The organism is Enterobacter chinensis (assembly GCF_034008295.1).
GTDB lineage: Bacteria > Pseudomonadota > Gammaproteobacteria > Enterobacterales > Enterobacteriaceae > Enterobacter > Enterobacter chinensis.
The window spans coordinates 361,750-381,361 of sequence record NZ_JARDVI010000002.1 but is presented as its reverse complement, the minus strand read 5'-3'; the positions used below and the strand labels follow the sequence as shown (position 1 = coordinate 381,361).

At 57.5% G+C, this 19,612-nt stretch carries 19 protein-coding genes; 8 read left to right on the top strand and 11 right to left on the bottom strand.

The annotated features are described in order from the left end of the window. The first annotated feature begins 18 nt into the window (after positions 1–18). The 5 genes from moaB to PYW49_RS06715 all read left to right on the top strand — a co-directional run bounded on the left by moaB (position 19) and on the right by PYW49_RS06715 (position 2,484). Positions 19–531 carry a molybdenum cofactor biosynthesis protein B gene (moaB, locus tag PYW49_RS06735; protein WP_047347031.1) on the top strand — a complete coding sequence of 171 codons (513 nt, stop codon included), beginning with the start codon at positions 19–21 and terminating at the stop codon, positions 529–531. Positions 532–534: 3 nt separating this feature from the next. Next, positions 535–1,020 carry a cyclic pyranopterin monophosphate synthase MoaC gene (gene moaC, locus PYW49_RS06730; protein ID WP_049008689.1) on the top strand — a complete coding sequence of 162 codons (486 nt, stop codon included), beginning with the start codon at positions 535–537 and terminating at the stop codon, positions 1,018–1,020. Next, the gene (gene moaD / locus PYW49_RS06725) at positions 1,013–1,258 is read left to right on the top strand and encodes a molybdopterin synthase sulfur carrier subunit (protein WP_134349358.1); all 246 of its coding nucleotides are present in this window, start codon (positions 1,013–1,015) and stop codon (positions 1,256–1,258) included. Before moaC ends, moaD begins: the two co-directional genes overlap by 8 nt. Before the next feature lies 1 nt (position 1,259). Then, positions 1,260–1,712 (top strand): molybdopterin synthase catalytic subunit MoaE, encoded by a 453-nt coding sequence (gene moaE / locus PYW49_RS06720; RefSeq protein ID WP_320386043.1) that lies wholly within the window; start codon positions 1,260–1,262, stop codon positions 1,710–1,712. Between the two features lie 64 nt (positions 1,713–1,776). Beyond that, the gene (locus tag PYW49_RS06715; RefSeq protein WP_063430017.1) at positions 1,777–2,484 is read left to right on the top strand and encodes a Bax inhibitor-1/YccA family protein; all 708 of its coding nucleotides are present in this window, start codon (positions 1,777–1,779) and stop codon (positions 2,482–2,484) included. A gap of 89 nt (positions 2,485–2,573) precedes the next feature. Here the strand turns inward: PYW49_RS06715 and PYW49_RS06710 are convergent, their stop codons facing one another. Genes PYW49_RS06710 through PYW49_RS06700 form a run of 3 tightly spaced genes read right to left on the bottom strand, consistent with a single transcriptional unit; the run spans position 2,574 to position 5,532 of the window. Then, positions 2,574–3,536, bottom strand: a complete 963-nt coding sequence (locus tag PYW49_RS06710) for a lysylphosphatidylglycerol synthase domain-containing protein (protein ID WP_134349356.1) — start codon at positions 3,534–3,536, stop codon at positions 2,574–2,576. Then, positions 3,536–4,774, bottom strand: coding sequence for a cardiolipin synthase ClsB (gene clsB, locus PYW49_RS06705; protein WP_134349355.1), 1,239 nt, complete (start codon positions 4,772–4,774; stop codon positions 3,536–3,538). Before clsB ends, PYW49_RS06710 begins: the two co-directional genes overlap by 1 nt. Further along, entirely contained in the window at positions 4,771–5,532 is a 762-nt protein-coding gene (locus PYW49_RS06700; RefSeq protein ID WP_134349354.1) for an endonuclease/exonuclease/phosphatase family protein, read from the bottom strand. Before PYW49_RS06700 ends, clsB begins: the two co-directional genes overlap by 4 nt. 133 nt (positions 5,533–5,665) lie before the next feature. Here PYW49_RS06700 and PYW49_RS06695 point away from each other — a divergent pair, with 133 nt between their 5' ends. Beyond that, positions 5,666–6,076 (top strand): YbhQ family protein, encoded by a 411-nt coding sequence (locus PYW49_RS06695; RefSeq protein ID WP_320386042.1) that lies wholly within the window; start codon positions 5,666–5,668, stop codon positions 6,074–6,076. Here PYW49_RS06695 and PYW49_RS06690 read toward each other — a convergent pair. From PYW49_RS06690 to cecR, 5 genes are read right to left on the bottom strand one after another with little or no spacing between them, the layout of a single operon-like run. Then, positions 6,038–7,144, bottom strand: a complete 1,107-nt coding sequence (locus PYW49_RS06690; RefSeq protein ID WP_039261395.1) for an ABC transporter permease — start codon at positions 7,142–7,144, stop codon at positions 6,038–6,040. The genes PYW49_RS06695 and PYW49_RS06690 overlap by 39 nt on opposite strands. Before the next feature lie 9 nt (positions 7,145–7,153). Beyond that, positions 7,154–8,287 carry an ABC transporter permease gene (locus PYW49_RS06685; RefSeq protein WP_320386041.1) on the bottom strand — a complete coding sequence of 378 codons (1,134 nt, stop codon included), beginning with the start codon at positions 8,285–8,287 and terminating at the stop codon, positions 7,154–7,156. Next, positions 8,277–10,016, bottom strand: a complete 1,740-nt coding sequence (locus tag PYW49_RS06680; RefSeq protein WP_320386040.1) for an ATP-binding cassette domain-containing protein — start codon at positions 10,014–10,016, stop codon at positions 8,277–8,279. The genes PYW49_RS06685 and PYW49_RS06680 overlap by 11 nt, the downstream gene beginning before the upstream one ends. Continuing rightward, positions 10,009–11,004 carry a secretion protein HlyD gene (hlyD, locus tag PYW49_RS06675; RefSeq protein WP_320386039.1) on the bottom strand — a complete coding sequence of 332 codons (996 nt, stop codon included), beginning with the start codon at positions 11,002–11,004 and terminating at the stop codon, positions 10,009–10,011. The genes PYW49_RS06680 and hlyD overlap by 8 nt, the downstream gene beginning before the upstream one ends. Further along, the gene (cecR, locus tag PYW49_RS06670) at positions 11,001–11,678 is read right to left on the bottom strand and encodes a transcriptional regulator CecR (protein ID WP_320386038.1); all 678 of its coding nucleotides are present in this window, start codon (positions 11,676–11,678) and stop codon (positions 11,001–11,003) included. Before cecR ends, hlyD begins: the two co-directional genes overlap by 4 nt. A 205-nt stretch (positions 11,679–11,883) precedes the next feature. Between cecR and rhlE the strand changes: the two genes are divergently transcribed. Further along, on the top strand, positions 11,884–13,269 hold the full coding sequence (gene rhlE / locus PYW49_RS06665) for an ATP-dependent RNA helicase RhlE (RefSeq protein WP_320386037.1): 1,386 nt from the start codon (positions 11,884–11,886) through the stop codon (positions 13,267–13,269). Between the two features lie 97 nt (positions 13,270–13,366). Then, complete coding sequence (gene dinG / locus PYW49_RS06660; RefSeq protein WP_320386036.1) at positions 13,367–15,544, top strand: ATP-dependent DNA helicase DinG; 2,178 nt, start codon at positions 13,367–13,369, stop codon at positions 15,542–15,544. Here the strand turns inward: dinG and PYW49_RS06655 are convergent. The 3 genes from PYW49_RS06655 to PYW49_RS06645 are packed head-to-tail and all read right to left on the bottom strand — an operon-like array spanning position 15,531 to position 19,586. Beyond that, complete coding sequence (locus PYW49_RS06655; RefSeq protein WP_407057607.1) at positions 15,531–16,010, bottom strand: fimbrial protein; 480 nt, start codon at positions 16,008–16,010, stop codon at positions 15,531–15,533. The two genes, dinG and PYW49_RS06655, sit on opposite strands and share 14 nt — an antisense overlap. A 28-nt stretch (positions 16,011–16,038) precedes the next feature. Continuing rightward, positions 16,039–17,019: a fimbrial protein gene (locus PYW49_RS06650; protein WP_320386035.1), complete on the bottom strand. Its 981-nt coding sequence runs from the start codon at positions 17,017–17,019 to the stop codon at positions 16,039–16,041. Between the two features lie 23 nt (positions 17,020–17,042). After that, complete coding sequence (locus PYW49_RS06645; RefSeq protein WP_320386034.1) at positions 17,043–19,586, bottom strand: fimbria/pilus outer membrane usher protein; 2,544 nt, start codon at positions 19,584–19,586, stop codon at positions 17,043–17,045. Positions 19,587–19,612 lie beyond the last annotated feature (26 nt).

Here is a 19,612-nt window from a genome sequence, read left to right as displayed (position 1 = left end):
TTAAGAGGGAATCATAAGATGAGTCAGGTCAGCGCGGAATTTATCCCGACACGCATTGCCATTCTTACCGTTTCCGACCGCCGTGGCGAAGAGGATGATACCTCCGGCCACTGGTTGCGCGAGGCGGCCCATGACGCGGGGCATCAGGTAGTCGATAAAGCGATCGTCAAAGAAAACCGCTATGCCATTCGCGCGCAGGTTTCGCAGTGGATCGCCAGTGATGAGGTGCAGGTGGTGCTGATCACCGGCGGCACCGGCTTTACCGCAGGCGACCAGGCGCCCGAAGCGCTGCTCCCGCTGTTCGACCGCGAGGTGGAAGGCTTCGGCGAAGTGTTCCGTATGCTCTCATTTGAAGAGATTGGTACCTCCACGCTGCAGTCTCGCGCGGTGGCTGGCGTGGCAAACAACACGCTGATTTTCGCCATGCCTGGCTCGACGAAAGCCTGCCGCACCGCATGGGACAATATTATTGCCCCGCAGCTGGATGCCCGTACCCGTCCGTGTAATTTCCATCCTCATTTAAAGAAATAAGTTATGTCGCAATTGACCCACATTAACGCCGCTGGCGAAGCGCATATGGTGGATGTCTCCGCCAAAGCGGAAACGGTGCGCGAGGCGCGTGCCGAAGCGTTCGTCACCATGCTGCCGGAAACCCTGGCGATGATTATCGACGGCAGTCACCACAAGGGTGACGTGTTTGCTACCGCGCGCATTGCGGGGATTCAGGCCGCCAAGCGCACCTGGGATCTCATCCCGCTGTGCCATCCGCTGATGCTGAGTAAAGTGGAAGTAAATCTTCAGGCGCAGCCGGAGCACAGCCGCGTGCGCATTGAATCGCTCTGCCGCTTAACCGGGAAAACCGGCGTGGAGATGGAAGCTCTGACGGCGGCCTCTGTCGCCGCGCTGACCATCTACGACATGTGCAAAGCGGTGCAGAAAGATATGGTGATTGGCCCGGTTCGCCTGCTGGCAAAAAGCGGCGGCAAATCCGGCGATTTTAAGGTGGACAGCCATGATTAAGGTGCTCTTTTTTGCGCAGGTGCGCGAGCTGGTCAACACCGACAGCCTGACGCTGGATGCCCCTTTTGAAAACGTTGCCGCCCTGCGCGCGCATCTGGCGGCACAGAGCGACCGCTGGGCGCTGGCGCTGGACGAAGGCAAGCTGCTGGCCGCCGTTAACCAGACGCTGGTGGAGTTCACCCATCCGCTGAAGGCAGGGGATGAAGTGGCCTTCTTCCCGCCGGTAACAGGGGGCTAAGATGGCTGAGACCCGAATTCTGGTCGGTCCTGAGCGCTTCAGTGTCGGTACAGAATACAGCTGGCTGGCAGAGCGTGACGAAGATGGTGCAGTCGTGACCTTCACCGGTAAAGTGCGCAACCACAACCTCGGCGACAGCGTGAAGGCGCTGACGCTGGAGCACTATCCAGGCATGACCGAGAAATCGCTGGCGGAGATTGTGGTCGAGGCGCGAGGCCGCTGGCCGCTCGGACGCGTCACGGTGATTCACCGCATCGGCGAGATGTGGCCCGGCGAGGAGATTGTTTTTGTCGGAGTGACCAGCGCACATCGCAGCAGCGCGTTTGCGGCAGGTGAGTTCATTATGGATTACCTCAAAACCAGAGCGCCGTTCTGGAAGCGTGAGGCCACGCCGGAAGGCGATCGGTGGGTTGAATCCCGCGACAGCGATAAACAGGCCGCCAGCCGTTGGTAGTCGGTTTATGTGGATGTGTTAATCTTAACGTGTGTGTCTACTTAATCTTAATCAGGAGTGAATCATGGACCGATTTCCGCGTTCCGATTCAATAGTACAGCAGACCCGTAGCGGGCTGCAGACGTATATGGCTCAGGTCTATGGCTGGATGACGGTCGGCTTACTGCTTACCGCATTTATCGCGTGGTATGCGGCCAATACGCCTGAGCTGATGATGTTTATTTTCTCCAGTAAAATCACCTTCTTTGGGCTGATTATCGCGCAGCTGGCGCTGGTGTTTGTGCTTTCGGGCCTGGTGCAAAAGCTGAGTGCCGGAATGGCGACTACGCTGTTTATGCTCTATTCGGCGCTAACGGGGCTGACGCTTTCCAGCATTTTCATCGTTTACACCTACTCTTCCATCGCCAGCACCTTCGTGGTGGCCGGCGGGATGTTCGGTGCGATGAGCCTCTACGGTTACACCACTAAGCGCGATCTGAGCGGCTTCGGCAGCATGCTGTTTATGGGGCTGATCGGGATTGTGCTGGCGTCGCTGGTGAACCTGTGGCTGAAGAGCGAAGCGCTGATGTGGGCCGTGACCTACATCGGGGTGGTGATCTTCGTTGGTTTGACGGCGTATGACACCCAGAAGCTGAAAAACATCGGCGAGCAGATTGACGTACGCGACAGTTCGAACCTTCGCAAATACTCAATTTTAGGTGCGCTGACGCTGTATCTGGACTTCATCAACCTGTTCCTGATGCTGCTGCGGATTTTAGGCAACCGTCGTTAAGGTTGCTTTGCCGGGTGGCGGCTTCGCCTTACCCGGCCTACGAAACGCGAACCGTAGGTCGGGTAAGGCGAAGCCGCCACCCGACTTATTTACTTCGCCATTACTTTTTCGTTCTTCGCCCTCAGCTTCTTCGCCCGACCCTCCAGCACCAGATAACAGACCGTTGCCAGCGCCAGCGGCAGGAAGTAATAGATCATGCGGTACGCCAGCAGGGCGGCGATAATCGTTCCCTGAGAGACATGCTCCCCCGCAAGCAACGCGATAAACACCGCCTCCAGCACGCCGATCCCCGCCGGAATATGCACGATCACCCCGGCAATACTGCTCACCAGCAGTACGCCCAGCACGAAGAAGTAATTCACGTCTTCACCAATCAACAGCCAGATAATCGCCCCCATCGCCATCCAGTTGGCGCTGGAGACGACCATCTGCAGCACCGCGAACTTCCACGAGGGTAATACCAGCTTTTGTCCTTTGATGGTCATATGACGACGTCTGGCAAACGCGCAGGCCCAGAGATAAACGGCGATAATCAGCAGCAGTACGATGCCCAGAATGCGTAGCGTGGTTTCGTCGATATACCAGTGCGCGGGCAGCTGTACCACGCCGATAGTAAAGATCACCCCGCCAAGCAGAATATAGCCCAGCCAGTTGGTGGTGATGCTCAGGGAAAAAATGCGCGTAATCGTCCCGCCAGGCAGCCCCAGACGCGAGTAAAGGCGATAGCGCATGCCAATCCCACCAACCCAGGTGCTCAGCGTCAGGTTAAAGGCATAGCAGATAAACGACACCAGCATCACCTGCCGTTTGGCCAGCTTGTGGCCGCAGTAGGCCCGGCCAAGCAGGTCATAGCAGCCGTACATCAGGTAGCTCACAATAACCAGCCCAAGCGCCCCCAGCAGCACCAACCGGTTATAGTTGCGGATAACTTTCCACACCTCTTCCCAGTCAACTTTCTGCGCGTAGACCACCAGCAGAACCGCGACGGCGATGAAAAACAGCCAGGTCAGGATCTTTTTTGCCAGCCGCCAGCGCGGATGTGATTTCGACATCAGGGTTTGCCTCCATCTTCCGCTTCAATACGGTCCTGGGTTTCCATTTCGGGTTGTACCGGCGGGTCCACTTGCGCGAGCTTCGGCGTATGTGCCGGCAGCCAGCCGACCATCGCCGGGAAGTGACGCAGGAAGTGGAACACCACCACGCTGATGCCCAGGTTCCACCAGGTGCGTTTGGGAACCATGGATTCATCCACGCGCACGCAGTCGTTGACGATCAAGGCCTGCAGGTTATCCCGCAGGGTTTGATTAAACTGGCGATCGTGAATGATCAGGTTAGCTTCAAGGTTGAGCGATAAGCTCAGCGGATCGAGGTTACTGGAGCCCACGGTAGCCCAGTGATCGTCCATCAGCGCGACTTTGCCGTGCAGCGGCCGACGGCGATATTCGTAAATCTGTACGCCGCCCTTCACCAGGTAGTTATACAGCAGCCGAGCGCCGACTTTGACGATTGGCATATCCGGCTCGCCCTGCACAATCAGCTTCACGCGTACGCCGCGTCGGGCCGCATTGCGCATGGCATGCAGCAGGCGATAGCCCGGGAAAAAGTAGGCGTTAGCGATGATGACCTCTCGCTTCGCGTTGGCAAGCATCTTGAGATAATGACGTTCAATGTCGTCCCGGTGCTCACCGTTATCCCGCCAGACGAAAAGCGCCTGCGCTTCGCCGGGCTTGCGGTTCTCTTCCGGTCGATGGCGGCGTTTCCACCAGCGGCGAACGGCCTCTTTACCCGGCAGGTTCTCCAGTTCAAACAGTAAGATGTCCTGAACCACCGGGCCTTCGATGCGAATCGCGTAATCCTGCTTCGCTTCCGGACCGAAGTCGGACATATGTTCAGCGGAGTAGTTGATGCCGCCGACAAACGCCACCGTCTCATCTACCACCACAATTTTGCGGTGCATCCGGCGGAAAAGATTGGTACGCATGCCGAACAGGCGAGGGCCGGGATCGTAGTAGCGGAACACCACGCCCGCGGCGGTCAGTTCATTGACAAACGCGTCGCTGAGGTCCGGCGAGCCATAGCCATCAAGCAGCACTTCAATTTTGACGCCGCGCCGGGCGGCGCGCAGCAGCACGCTGTGCAGTTGTTTGCCGACGTTGTCTTCGAACCAGATAAAGGTTTCGAGGATCACTTTCTGCTGAGCGTTATCAATCGCTTTGAACACGGCCGGGTAATACTCGTCCCCATTGACCAGCAGCGTGATCCGGTTGCCTTCCTGCCAGGAACATTTCATAAGTGGATCTCCGCGCTGAGCGGGGCATGGTCGGAAAGATGCCGCCAGTTGAGGAGTGCCAGGGCGGTGGGGCTGCTGGCGTGTGCATTTTTCACGTAGATGCGGTCAAGCCGAAGCAGCGGGAAACGTACCGGAAAGGTGCGCGCAGGCCTGCCGTTCGCGCGGGTGAAAATTTCCTCCAGTCCGGCATTCACTTTCAACGGATGGTTGGCCCGCTGTCGCCAGTCGTTGAAATCGCCGGCCACCACCACCGGTTCACCCTCGGGAAGTGCATTGGCCCATTCGGCCAGCATGTTCAGCTGCGCCTGACGATGGGCTTCGCGAAGGCCCAGATGGACGCAGCCGACATGGATGGGCAGCGCAAGATCGGGCGGTGTAATACGGCAGTAAAGCAGCCCGCGTTTTTCGCTCTCCCCGACGGAAACGTCGCGGTTCTCGTAGTGTTCAATGGGATAGCGGGACAGTACCGCATTCCCGTGATGCCCTTCCGGATAGACCGCGTTGCGGCCGTAGGCGTAATCACTCCACATGGTGTCGGCCAGAAATTCATAGTGCGGCGTGTCGGGCCAGTTTTCGAAATGCATCGGATGAACTTCGTGTGCGCCCATTACCTCCTGCAGACAGACGATGTCCGCGCTGACGGTGCGCACGGCGTCGCGCAGCTCCGGTAAAATGAAGCGGCGGTTAAATGCTGTGAAGCCTTTATGAATGTTTATCGTCAGCACTTTAAGCGAGAAATGCTGCATTTTTTTCGTCATAAGCTCCTTCCTGAGTGACTATCCCAATGAAAATAAAGTGTAGTCGGCGTCACAAAAAGATGCGGCGTTACGGAATTTTCCGTAAAGTGCGGTAGTCTGATTAAGCAGAGAAAAATCCTTCAGGAGAGAAGCCATGAAGTGGCAACAACGTGTTCGTGTCGCAACTGGCCTGAGTTGCTGGCAGATAATGTTGCATTTACTGGTCGTGGCCGTACTGGTGATGGGCTGGATGAGCGGCACGCTGGTGCGTGTTGGCCTGGGACTATGCGTCCTTTATGGCGTCACCGTGCTGTCGATGCTGTTTTTACAGCGACACCATGAAGCGCGCTGGCGCGAGGTGGGTGATGTGCTCGAAGAGCTCACCACCACCTGGTATTTTGGTGCAGCGATGATTGTGCTTTGGCTGCTGTCGCGGGTGTTGCAAAACAACCTGCTGCTGGCCCTGGCCGGTCTGGTTATCCTTGCAGGGCCTGCGGTAGTCTCGTTGCTGACCAAAGAGAAAAAGCTACGCAATGTTGCGTCTAAACATCGCGTACGCCACTGAGCCCGTCGTGGCCGCGATGACCAGTAGCGGCCACAAACTTCCCCAGACAATATCCAGACTTGCATCCTTCAGATAGATTTGCTTGGTGATGTCCGTAAAGTGCCGAATCGGATTTACCCACGTCAGATCCTGTAACCACACCGGCATATTCTCAACCGGCGAGACATAGCCCGAGAGCAGGATCGCGGGCATCATAAAGACGAATACCCCGATAAACGCCTGCTGCTGCGTCGAGCAGAGCGCCGAGATCAGCAGCCCAAACCCCACCAGCGACAGCCCGTAAATCACCATCGTGAAGTAAAACAGCGCCAGCGAACCGGCGAACGGGATCTGATAGGCCCAAATGCCCACCCCCAGCACGATAGTGGCCTGGAAGGTGGCGACAATCAGCGCCGGCACCGCTTTGCCGACGAAGATTTGCCAGGTGGCGAGCGGGGAAACCAACAGCTGATCCAGCGTGCCTTGTTCGCGCTCGCGGGCAACGGACAGGGAGGTCACGATCATCACACCAATGGTGGTGATCATGGCGATCAGCGACGGTACCACAAACCATTTGTAGTCCAGATTCGGGTTGTACCAGTTACGCACCACCAGTTCGCTGTTGTTGGGCTTCGGTTTACCGTCCATCAGCTCCTGCTGGTAATCCTTCACCACCTGCTGCAAATAGTTGGCCGCTATCTGGGCGCTGTTGGAGTTACGTCCGTCGAGGATCAGCTGCATCGGCGCGGTCTGGAAGGTGTCCAGATTGCGGGAAAAATCCGCCGGGAAACGGACCAGCAGCAGCGCTTTTTGCGTGTCGATAGTGGGCTGGATCTCCTGCGGGCTTTTCAGCAGCAGGATGTGGGTAAAGGCTTTCGCACGGGCAAAGCGCTGCGTCAGCTCGACGGAATGTTTGCCGTTGTCTTCGTTGTAAATGGCGATGGTGGCGTTGGTCACCTCAAGGGTGGCGGCAAACGGGAACAGTAAAACCTGGATCAGCACCGGCAATACCAGAATGGCGCGCGTCTGGGGCTCGCGCAGCAGGGACTGCAGCTCTTTGCGTATTAACGTCCATAAACGGTGAAACATGCGTGCTCCTTAATCTAATCGCCGTTTGGTTTTCATCCACGTCAACCCGATAAACATTACCGCCGACGCCATCAAAAACAGGGTGTTGATAATCAGCACCACCGGAATATTCCCCGCCAGGAACAGGCTTTGCAGCGTGCTCACAAAATAGCGAGCCGGAATAATATAGGTCACGGCGCGGATCACGGCAGGCATGCTGTCTATCTGGAAGATAAACCCGGACAGCATAATCGACGGTAAAAAAGCGGCATTGAGCGCCACCTGCGCGGCGTTAAACTGGTTGCGGGTAATGGTGGAGATGAGCAGCCCCATGCCCAGCGTGCTGAGTAAAAACAGGCTGGTGATAAAGAACAGCACGACCAGCGAGCCGCGGTACGGCACGCCGAGGATAAAGACTGCGACAAGCATACAGAGCAGCATCGCCAGCATGCCGAGGAAGTAATAAGGGATGAGTTTACACAGCAGCAGCTCGACGCGCGTCACTTCGGTTGAAAGCAAGGCCTCCATGGTGCCGCGTTCCCACTCGCGGGCTATCACCAGCGAGGTCAGAATCGCGCCAATCACCGTCATGATAATCGTCACCGCGCCCGGAATAATAAAGTGCTGGCTGATGGCTGCCGGGTTAAACCAGTAGCGCGTCTGCACGTCGATCAGCGGTTTAAATTCTTCGCCCCGATCTTCCGCCCGCTGCATCTGCCACAGCTGCCAGATCCCCTCCACGTAGCCCTGCACAAAGTTCGCGGTGTTCGGCTCGCTGCCGTCGGTGATCACCTGGATCGGGGCATCGGTATTCGCACGCGCCATATTGGCGGCGAAATCCACCGGGATCACCACCAACCCGCGAATTTTCCCGGCCTGCATTTTCTGGATTAATTCCTGCCGGTTATCGCTGATGGTGGCATTGATGTAGGGCGAACCGGTCATGGCGTGGGTGAAGTCCAGCGCCTCTTCGCTCTGCTGTTCCAGCAATATCCCGACCCGCAGTTTGCTCGAGTCGAGGTTGATCCCGTAACCGAAGATAAACAGCAGCAGCAGGGGGATTACCACCGCAATCAGCCAGCTGCTGGGATCGCGCACGATCTGACGCGTCTCTTTGATACACAGCGCGCGTACCCTGCGCCACGAAATCGCGTTATTGCGCATGGGCGTTCTCCTTATCCCAGTCGTGGATGAGGGTGATAAAGGCCTGCTCCATGGTCGGGTCCGGAACCTCATCGTCGGCGGCCTGTTCTTTCAGGTCATCCGGGGTTCCGTGGGCAATCAGCTTGCCGCGGTACACCAGCCCGATACGGTCGCAGTACTCCGCCTCGTCCATAAAGTGCGTGGTGACCATCACCGTCACGCCTTTTTCCACCATGCTGTTGATATGCAGCCAGAACTCGCGGCGGGTGAGGGGGTCAACGCCGGACGTCGGCTCATCAAGAAAAAGAATATCGGGCTCGTGCATCAGCGAACAGGCCAGCGCCAGCCGCTGCTTAAAGCCGAGCGGCAGTTCGTCGGTCGCGTGGGAGGCAATGCTGGTTAATCCAAAGGCGTCGCTCATGCGGCGGATTTTCTCGCTCTGCGCGCGCCCGCGCAGGCCGTACACCCCGGAGAAAAAGCGCAGATTCTGCTCGACGGTCAGGTTGCCATACAGCGAGAACTTCTGTGCCATATAGCCCAGATGCTGACGCGCTTTGCCAGAGCTGACCTTCAGGTCCATATCCAGCACCAGCGCTTTGCCGGAGGTGGGGACCAGCAGGCCACACATCATCTTAAAGGTGGTGGATTTTCCCGCACCGTTCGGCCCGAGCAGGCCGAAAATCTCGCCGCGCTTCACCGCAAAATTGACGTTGTCGGTGGCGGCGAAATCCCCGAACTTCTTGGTCAGGGCTTTGGCTTCGATCACCGTTTCGCCGGGCGTGCCTTCCACCGTGTGCAGGATTGCGCCGAGGGGGGACTCCGACGTTCCCGCACCGCCCAGCAGGTCAATAAACGCATCTTCAAAACGCGGCGCGGTTTCTTCCATCTCGAGCTCAGGCATGCCTGGCGCACGGCGAATGTCGTCGACGGTGGCCTCTTTTTTGAGGATCACCCGCACCGAGCGGCCCTGGATCATCCCGTCGCTGACCTGGGGCAGTTTCAGCACCCGCTGCAGCAGCGTGCGGTTGGATTCCTGCGGGCTATGCAGCAGGAAACTGCGCCCGGCCATGCTCTGCGTCAGCGTCGTCGGCTCGCCCTGATAAAGCAGTTTGCTTTCGTTCATCAGCAGCACGTCCCGGCACTGCTCGGCTTCGTCAAGGTAGGAGGTGCTCCAGAGGATCAGCATGCCGTCGCCCGCCAGCTCGTGCACCATCTGCCATAGCTCGCGGCGCGAAATCGGGTCCACGCCGACGCCGGGCTCATCCAGCAGCAGCACCTTCGGTTCCCCCACCAGCGTGCAGGCCAGCCCCAGCTTCTGCTTCATCCCGCCGGAAAGCTTGCCCGCCAGGCGGTCGGTGAACGGGCCGAGCGAGGTGAACTCCAGCAGGCGGGCGAAAGTCTTCTGTCGGGTTTCGCCGGTGACGCTGCGCAGATCGGCATACAGGTTAAGGTTTTCCATCACCGTCAGATCTTCATACAGACCAAACTTCTGCGGCATATAGCCGAGCATGGCGTGGAGCGCACCGTCATCCTCGATCGGGTCAAGCCCGAGCACGCGGGCCGATCCTTCATCCGGTTTCAGCAGACCGGCCAGCATGCGCATCAGCGTGGTTTTGCCTGCGCCGTCCGGGCCGACCAACCCGGTGACATAGCCTTTCTGGATGGTGCAGTTCAGCGGCGCGACGGCCGGTTTCTCCATCCCTCTGAAGCGTTTAACGAGATCGTTGAGCTGAATAACCGCGTCATTCATGTCGTTCCCCGTTGTTCACTTTTACGGTGACAGGCATGCCCTGACGCAGCGCGTCGTCCGCATCAGTCACGATAATGCGCAGGCGATACACCAGGTCGGTACGCAGGTCCGGTGTTTCAACGGTTTTCGGCGTGAACTCGGCAGTTGGCGAGACAAAGCCCACTTTGCCATGGTACGGCTTGTCCGGGCGGCCGTCGGTATAGAGCAACAGCTCGCGACCCGGCTGCATCTGGCCGAGATTCGGCTCGTCAATGTAAGCGCGTACCCAGACCGGGCGGGTCAGGGAGAGCGTTAAGACGGTGCTGCCCGCGCTGAGCATGCTGCCCGGCTCAACGGCGCGGGTCATCAGCGTGCCGTCAGACGGGGCGATTAAGGTAGTGTCGTGCAGGTCCAGTTCCGCCTGGGCCAGCTGCGCCTGCGCCTGTTCAAGGCTGGCTTTGGCCTGGGCAATATCCTGCGGGCGGTTACCGGTGCGGTACTGGCTCAGTTTGTCCTGGGCGGATTTCAGCGTCGCCTGGGCCTGGTCGCGCGAGGAACGGGCATTTTCCAGATCGTTAGCGGAAATGGTGCGGCTTTTCCACAGTCCCTGCTGGCGGGCATAGAAGTTCTGCGCGTAGTCATAGGCCGCCTGTGCCTGTTTGACCGCCGCAGCGGCCTGGGCAATCTCTTCGTCGCGATAGCCAGCCAGCATCAGGTCATATTGTGCCTGGGCGACCGACACGCCTGCTTTGGCCTGCTGCAGCGCATTTTCAAAGGGCGCTTTGTCCAGCATACCCAGCGTCTGCCCCGTCTTAATGGCATCCCCTTCGTCAACGCTCAGCGAGGCGAGACGCCCGCCGACGCGGAAACTCATATTTACCGTGCGAATATCAACATTACCGTACAGCGTCAGGCCCCGGTCCTGATGGCTCTGATACCACAGCCAGCCACCGATTCCCGCAGCAAGCAAAACAACAACCACCAGAATGATGGCGACAGGTTTTTTCATGACTTCAGGCTCCTTTGCGTTAAGCCTTGCAGGATCAGATCGAGATGACAGGCGATGACCTGGCTAATCTGCGCGGCTTTATCCTCATCAAATTGTGTCCAGCCGGTGCGTAACAGGATGGTTTCCCGGCCCAGACGGAAGGCCAGGATTTCACCCAGCAGGGCGTGGGTATGCAAAACTGTCTCGGTATCGTTGGCATCTCGCCCGGTATAGGCGGCGATCAGCCGGGTCAGGTGGGTATGCATCGGGTCAATCACCCGATCGTGTACCCGCTGGTAGGCGGCAGTGGGGGAGAGCTGCTCGCGGGAGATAAACTTGCTCAGGTTGAGCGTATCGTCATGCGTCAGCAGGCGGATCATGTTGTGGCAGGCATTGAGGATCAGCTGGCGGATGGTCTCGCGATCGGGCGACGGCTGGCTCAGCAGCGCGGTCGCTTCCTCAACGTGTGGGCGAAATTGCGTGCCAATAAAATCGGCGATCCACTCGGCGCAGGCGAGATATAAATCCTCTTTTGAGCCAAAATAGTAGGTAATGGCCGCAATGTTCTGGCCTGCCTGCGCCGCGATATCCCGCGTGGTCGCATGCAGTCCGTACTCGCCAAACTGCGCCAGCGCGGCGGCAATAAGCTGGCTTTTGGCCTGTTCACCTTTTGATGTTATCGGGGTCGTATTCATCGCGGCATTAAAAATTAATCAATCGATTGATTAAGACTATGCCTGATTCTCGCCCTCGTCGAGGGAGCTGAGGGATATTTTATGCGCCACGTCACAAAAGCTGCTACACTCCGCTCCTTCGCGACATTGTGGTTTTTGTCCTCCCCTATTCGTTATATCTCCCTGAAAACTACACCTGTGATGGTCGGGGCGGTTCGGAGTTTTTATGTCTTTTGATTCCCTTGGCCTGAACCCGGAAATTCTGCGCGCGATCGCAGAACAGGGCTACGTTGAGCCAACCCCAATCCAGCAGCAGGCTATTCCTGCCGTCCTGCAGGGCCGAGACCTGATGGCCAGCGCCCAGACCGGTACCGGCAAAACCGCCGGTTTTACCCTGCCGCTGCTGGAACTGCTGGTAAAAAACCAGCCGCACGCCAAAGGCCGTCGTCCGGTTCGGGCCCTGATCCTTACCCCAACCCGCGAGCTGGCAGCCCAGATTGGTGAGAACGTGCGTGAGTACAGCCGCTATCTCAACATTCGCTCGCTGGTGGTCTTCGGCGGAGTCAGCATCAACCCGCAGATGATGAAGCTGCGCAGCGGCGTCGACGTTTTGGTTGCTACCCCGGGTCGCCTGCTGGATCTGGAACATCAGAACGCGGTTAAGCTGGATCAGGTTGAAATTCTGGTGCTGGACGAAGCCGACCGCATGCTCGACATGGGCTTTATTCACGACATTCGCCGCGTGCTGGCTAAACTGCCGTCACGCCGTCAGAACCTGCTCTTCTCCGCGACCTTCTCCGACGAGATTAAGGCGCTTGCTGAAAAGCTGCTGCATAACCCGCTGGAAGTGGAGGTCGCGCGTCGCAACACCGCCTCCGAGCAGGTGACGCAACATGTTCACTTTGTCGATAAAAAGCGTAAGCGGGAACTGCTCTCCCAGATGATCGGTCAGGGCAACTGGCAGCAGGTGCTGGTCTTTACCCGCACCAAGCACGGCGCTAACCACCTGGCGGAACAGCTTAATAAAGACGGCATCCGCAGTGCGGCCATCCACGGCAACAAGAGCCAGGGTGCGCGTACCCGTGCGCTGGCTGAATTCAAATCTGGCGACATCCGCGTGCTGGTGGCAACTGACATTGCTGCGCGTGGCCTGGACATTGAAGAGCTGCCGCACGTGGTGAACTACGAGCTGCCAAACGTGCCGGAAGATTATGTTCACCGTATCGGCCGTACCGGTCGCGCGGCGGCCACCGGTGAAGCGCTTTCTCTGGTCTGTGTGGATGAACACAAACTGCTGCGGGATATCGAACGCCTGCTGAAAAAAGAGATCCCACGCATCGAAATCCCGGGCTACGAAGTGGATCCGTCCATCAAAGCCGAGCCGATTCAGAACGGCCGTCAGGGCGGCGGTGGTCGTGGCCAGGGCGGCGGCGGCCGCGGTCAGCAACCGCGTCGTGCTGAAGGTGGCGCGCCAAAATCATCAGGCAAACCGCCGCGTCGTAACAACGACGCAAAACCGGCGGGTGAAAACCCGTGGCGCAGCGGCGAAGGGAAACCGGCAGGGGAAGGCCAACGCCGACGCCGCCCGCGTAAACCTGCTAGCCCACAGTAATCTGGAAGCCCGGTCGTAAAGCCGGGCTTTTCTTTTTGCGACAGCCAACAGAAAGTGCCACAATAGTGGCTGTTTATACAGTATTTCAGGTTTTCCAATGGCTTTAACCGCTGCGCTCAAAGCGCAAATTGGCGCATGGTACAAGGCGCTACAGCAGCAGATCCCCGATTTTATCCCCCGAGCGCCACAGCGTCAGATGATTGCTGACGTGGCAAAAACGCTCGCCGGGGACGACGGACGACATCTGGCGATTGAAGCCCCGACCGGCGTCGGGAAAACCCTGTCGTATCTCATTCCCGGCATCGCGATTGCGCGGGAAGAGGACAAAACGCTGGTGGTCAGCACCGCCAACGTGGCGCTGCAGGATCAGATCTTCAGCAAGGATTTACCGCTGCTGCGCAAAATTATCCCCGACCTGCGGTTTACGGCGGCCTTTGGGCGTGGACGCTATGTTTGTCCGCGTAACCTGGCGGCGCTCGCCAGCAGTGAGCCTAATCAGCAAGATTTGCTGGCGTTTCTCGACGACGAGCTGACGCCGAACAACAAGGCCGAGCAGGAGCAGTGTGCAAAACTTAAAGCCGAGCTCGATGGCTATAAGTGGGATGGCCTGCGCGATCACACCAGCCTGGCGATTAACGACGACCTATGGCGCAGGCTCAGCACCGATAAAGCGAGCTGTCTGAACCGCAACTGCCACTACTACCGGGAGTGCCCGTTCTTTGTCGCCCGGCGTGAGATTCAGGAAGCTGAAGTCGTGGTCGCCAACCATGCGCTGGTGATGGCCGCGCTGGAGAGCGAAGCCGTTTTGCCTGAGCCCAAGAACCTGTTGCTGGTGCTCGACGAAGGCCATCATTTGCCGGACGTGGCGCGGGACGCACTGGAGATGAGCGCCGAAATTACCGCCCCCTGGTTCCGTCTTCAGCTCGATCTCTTCTGCAAGCTGGTGGCAACCTGCATGGAGCAGTTCCGCCCGAAAACGACTCCGCCGCTGGCGGTACCCGAGCGGCTGAGCGACCACTGTGAAGAGGTCTACAGCCTTATCTCGTCGCTGAATAACATCCTGAATCTTTATCTTCCGGCCACGCAGGAGGCGGAACATCGCTTTGCGATGGGCGAGTTACCTGAAGAGGTCATGGAGATTTGCCAGCAGCTGGCGAAGCACCTGGAAAAACTGCGCGGTCTGGCGGAGATGTTCTTAAACGATCTCAGCGAGAAGACAGGCGCTCACGACGTCGTGCGTCTGCACCGTATTCTGCTGCAGATGAACCGCGCGCTGGGCATGTTTGAAGCGCAGAGCAAACTCTGGCGGCTGGCCTCGCTGGCGCAGGCGTCTGGTGCGCCGGTGACCAAATGGGCCACCCGCGACGTGCGAGACGGGCAGGTCCATCTCTTTTTCCACTGCGTGGGCATTCGCGTGGCCGATCAGCTGGAAAAGCTGATCTGGCGCAGCGTGCCGCACGTGGTAGTCACCTCTGCGACGCTGCGTTCTCTCAATAGCTTCTCCCGTTTGCAGGAGATGAGCGGCCTGAGAGAGAAAGCGGGTGACCGCTTTGTGGCGCTGGACTCACCGTTTAACCACTGCGAGCAGGGTAAGCTGGTTATTCCCCGCATGAAATATGAGCCGCTGATCGACAACGAGGAGCAGCACATCGCGGAGATGGCGGCCTACTTCCGCGAACAGGTCGAGAGCAAAAAATACCCCGGCATGCTGGTGCTATTTGCCAGCGGACGCGCCATGCAACGCTTCCTCGAGCACGTCACCGATCTGCGTTTGCTTTTGCTGGTGCAGGGCGATCAGCCGCGCTACCGGCTGGTGGAAACACACCGCAAGCGGATCGATAACGGCGAGCGCAGCGTGCTGGTGGGGTTACAGTCGTTTGCTGAAGGTCTGGATCTGAAAGGTGATTATCTGACGCAGGTGCATATTCATAAAATCGCCTTCCCGCCTATCGACAGCCCGGTGGTGATCACCGAAGGGGAGTGGCTGAAAAGCCTCAACCGCTATCCGTTTGAAGTGCAAAGCCTGCCGGCGGCGTCGTTTAACCTGATTCAGCAGGTCGGGCGTTTGATTCGTAGCCACGGCTGCTGGGGCGAGATTGTGATTTACGACAAGCGTCTGCTGACGAAAAACTACGGTCAGCGGCTGCTGAATGCGTTACCGGTATTCCCGATTGAACAGCCAGAGGTGCCGGAAGTGAAAAAACGCCCGGCAAAACCGGCCGCCGGGCGTAAAAAAAGCATCCGTGCTAAGGGGCGCGGTCCTACTGGTAAGTAAAGGTGGCCTGAACAACGCTCTCGAACGTGCCAGCGGTCACCGGCATGGCGGTAGCGTAATAGCGTGCAGCCATTGGAAAATCAGCGGTATGGGTTCCGTTGTTTATTAAGGCATTAAAGCTGGACTGCGGGGCGAGAGTGATATAATCCGTCCTGTCCGCCAGCTCAAGCGCGATCCCTTTTGCTGTACCCGTGCTGGCAAATTTTGTCGGATGCTGCTCATCAGGCTGCCCATCTACGGTGATAGTGGCTAACATCAGGCTTGCGGGACAATTTGAGAGCGTAATGTCGAAGTTTTTCCACTTTCCCGTATCACCCACCGATTTAAAGTCTCCCGAAATTGCCTGACCTAAATCCACGACCATATTCTGACTGGCACTGTCGACCTGACAGGTGGTGTCATAGATATTGCCCTCTATGTTTAGCGTCACGTCAGTCGCAAAGCTGGCTGTGCTGGCAAGCATCATTACTAAAATTAATTCTCTTTTCATACAATTACTTATACTCAATATCGATTGTCATTACCGTATTGGCTTTTCCCGCCGTGACGGTAGAGGCTGTCTGGTAATACTGGATTGAGAAGGGAAGCGCCATCGGTACGCCGGGTTCGGCTGTGCCGCCAAAGGGGAGCGGGTAGTTGTACATTAAGTCAACACCGTCTATCAGCATACGCACGCCGACGCCCGTAGCGCTGTCGCTACCCGGCGTCAGGTTGATGACATCGCCGTACTGGCTGTTAACCCCGTTGGCGCTGGTGACAGAGGCCGTCAGATTCACTTCTTCTGAACATGTTGCCGTAATAGTGAATGTCTTCCAGGCTGAGTAGCTACCGACATGAGTAAACTGGGTTACCGGGAAATTACCTAGCGTAACGGTTAGGTTAAGCGGATCGATGGAACAGGTGGCCGTTCTTTGCGAAAGGGTGGCTGAGTAGTGGCTCACGTTGTTGGCGCCGTTAATCCCGTTAGAGGCATAGTCACCAAATCCATAAACATTTAAAGCCTGAGAGAGGGTACCGCTACCGACAGATGGCCCTGTCTTGATGAGTTTTATCGTATAACTAAACGAAAATGTCTGATTACTGTCAGTGCCGATCGTCCCCATCGGGGTGGATGTAGTATTACATCCCATCCCTTTGCCCCGTATGATCTGTCCACTGTTGTTAAGCAATTCAATTCCCACACCTGCTACCCCCGTTGCGTAGACGCCCGGAAAACCGTCGACTTCATTTCCGGTTCCGTAGTAGCAGGAAATAATGGTGCGGTTCGAAACAGTTCCCGTGCAGCTGCCGTTGACGATATGCGTCTGCGTTGAACCCGGTATCACACTGCCGGTGGACAGGGTTGTTGGAACGGCAAGGGTGCCGGCGTTGAGTGTGTAGGGCAAATCGGCGCTGGTGCAGTTTTCCGCATGGGCGCGCGGCATCATAAATGTACATGACACCAGCAGGAGTAGCGTGAAAGCATATTTGAACATCTTCTGTTGTTCCTGAAAAAGGGTTACACGCACTGCGCAGTAACGTTAAGGATTTGACTGTTATCAGTCCCCGGCAGACGGTAAGACGCCGTACAGTGAGCATCACTCGATTTACCCCAACTGACGTTGAGAGTTCCCTTTGGATGCATTCCGGTCAGATAGACCTGTCCACCGTCTCCAACGATGAATTCACCGTCTTCATGCGCTTGCGAAGCGGTTGCCCCAAACGGGATTGGACGTCCGTCGGCGCGCTGCAGGGTCATCAGAACACGGCTGCCCACATGGGTTGTGTAATGCGCGCGCACCACCGCTCCGCGTGTTGGCGTGACGGTTTTTGCCGCCTGGTCTATGTCTGCGTTACCCGGCAGGGTTTCGGTATTCAGGGCGAGCGTGTTATGGCGATATGGCGAAACATAGGGCACGATGGCGTAGCCGCGGAAATCGGTACTGACTCCGGTCTGGTTGGTGATGTCGGTACCACTTGCGCCTGGCGCTTCAACCAGCGCCACGGTTTCCCCCATTGGCTGACCCAGCGTGACGCCGTGCGCATGGGCGATCATGCTTCCCTGAAGGCCGACGTTGAGCTGCTGCTGTTGGTTATCCTGCGAATACCCGGCGTTCACTTCACCGTAGGTACCTTTGTAATCGGCATTCAGACTGGTGCTGTCGCCGCTGCTCTGACTGTGGCCCTGCTGAACGCCCCAGCTGAGGTTATTGCCAGCAAGCGCGGTGCCGTTCAGGCCAACACTTTGGGTCGTGTCGTGTTTCGTGCTGCTCAGGTTGTAGTTCACCCAGGTGTTGCTGAGCCAGCGATCGAGCGGTACAGAGACGTTGAAGGCGATGGTCTGCTCGCTGGTTTTTTCGCTATTGTTGTCGCTGCCGTCACGGGTGTTTTTATCCAGCCCGTAGCTCAGGCCGTAGCTGATCCCGTGCCAGGAATTGTTGTAACCCAGGTTCATTGAGGTCATCCCCTGGCTTGCATTCCAGTAGCTCTCTTTGACCAGGCTTAAGGTCAGCGAACCAAACGAACCGCCCAGGGACTGGTCGACAGTGGCCTCCTCGCGGCTGCGTCGGGTGTCCGGCGTTTCCCAGTCGTCATTGCGGGTATGCGAGTCCAGGGTGTCCTGCAGGGTGTAGAATCCCTTGCTGTTATAGCGATAGCCGGCAAGGGAAAAATGGGTGCCGGTGGTGGCAAAATCTTTGCTGTAGCGAATGCGCCAGGCGCGGCCGTGAGTCGGATCCTTGTCCTGCATCTCTGACTTCGCGTCGGTAACGTCCACCGAAAACGCGCCGAGATCGCCAATGTTCTTACCGACCCCCAGCGCCAGGGCATCGTAGTACTGGCTGGCCTGCACGCCGCCGTAGGCCGTAAAGCCGTAAGGCAACCCGTAGATTGCCGTGCCCTGCATGAAAGGCGTTTTCTCAACGTCACTGTCGTAACTGCGATAGCGCCCAGCGGTAAGGCTGTATTTAAAGCGGCCTTCACGCTGCAAGACCGGCACCGACGCGTAGGGCACCACAAAATGTTGTTCGCTGCCGTCCGTCTCTTTAACGGTGACGTTCAAATCGCCGCTGCCGCCGGTGGGGTAGAGATCGTTAATTTCAAACGCGCCGGGGGCGACATAGTTCTGATAAATGACGTAACCGTTCTGGCGGACGATGACCTGGGCGTTGCTGTGCGCTGTTCCGCGGATCACCGGTGCAAAGCCTTTCATGCTGTCCGGGAGCATGTCGTCGTCCGAAGCGATCTGCGCCCCGGTGTATGAGATGCTGTCGAATACATCGGAGGGGGACGAGCTTTGCCCGAATTTGACGTTGCTGCCAAGGGCGATGATATCGCGTTGGGCATAGGTGTAGACCGACGAAAACTCACTTTCTGCGTCACCGTCACCGCTGGTTTTGCTCCAGGTGGAGTAGTTACGCAAGCGCCACGCCCCAAGGTTAAGACCCGGGCGCAGATTAAGAAATTCGCTGCGCTGGTCGGTACCGTTTTCGCCCTTGCCGTGGTTGTCCCCGGCGGTGAAGCTGTAGTTCAGCAGCAGGGCATTTATCCCTTCGTCGTACTCCTGAGGGTCGACGTAATCGCGCGGTACCTGGGTGATAGCGGTCTGGGGGATGGTTAACAGCAGCTGCTGCGGATTTACGTGAAACGTGGCGCTGGCGGAAGGGATAAGGCTCAGGTCAATACACTGAGCCTTATCATCCGGCACGAATTTATCAATGTTAACGCCGAAGCTTTTTAGCTGGACCGCGCTCAGGCACGGCTGCAGGATCGATTTTCCGCTGGCATCTTTTTTCAGCGTAAACGTAATTTCTTTGCTTGCCACTTTATTATTGTTCACGAAGACGTCGACGTGATATTTACCCGGCGCCTGGCCGGGGCCGATCTCATAAATACTGAGATCCGTCTTCCCCTGACTGGGGTTGTCGATATCCAGCAGCGCCGGGTTGAAATAATCTTCGGCCAGAACTTTTTGCGCGCAAACACCCAGCAAGGTACACCCCAGTGCAATAAGCATTGAGCGTCCGTGTTGTTTGGGTGGTTTGGTGGTATATTCCCAGCTCATAATTATTTCCAGCTATCCCTGGATGA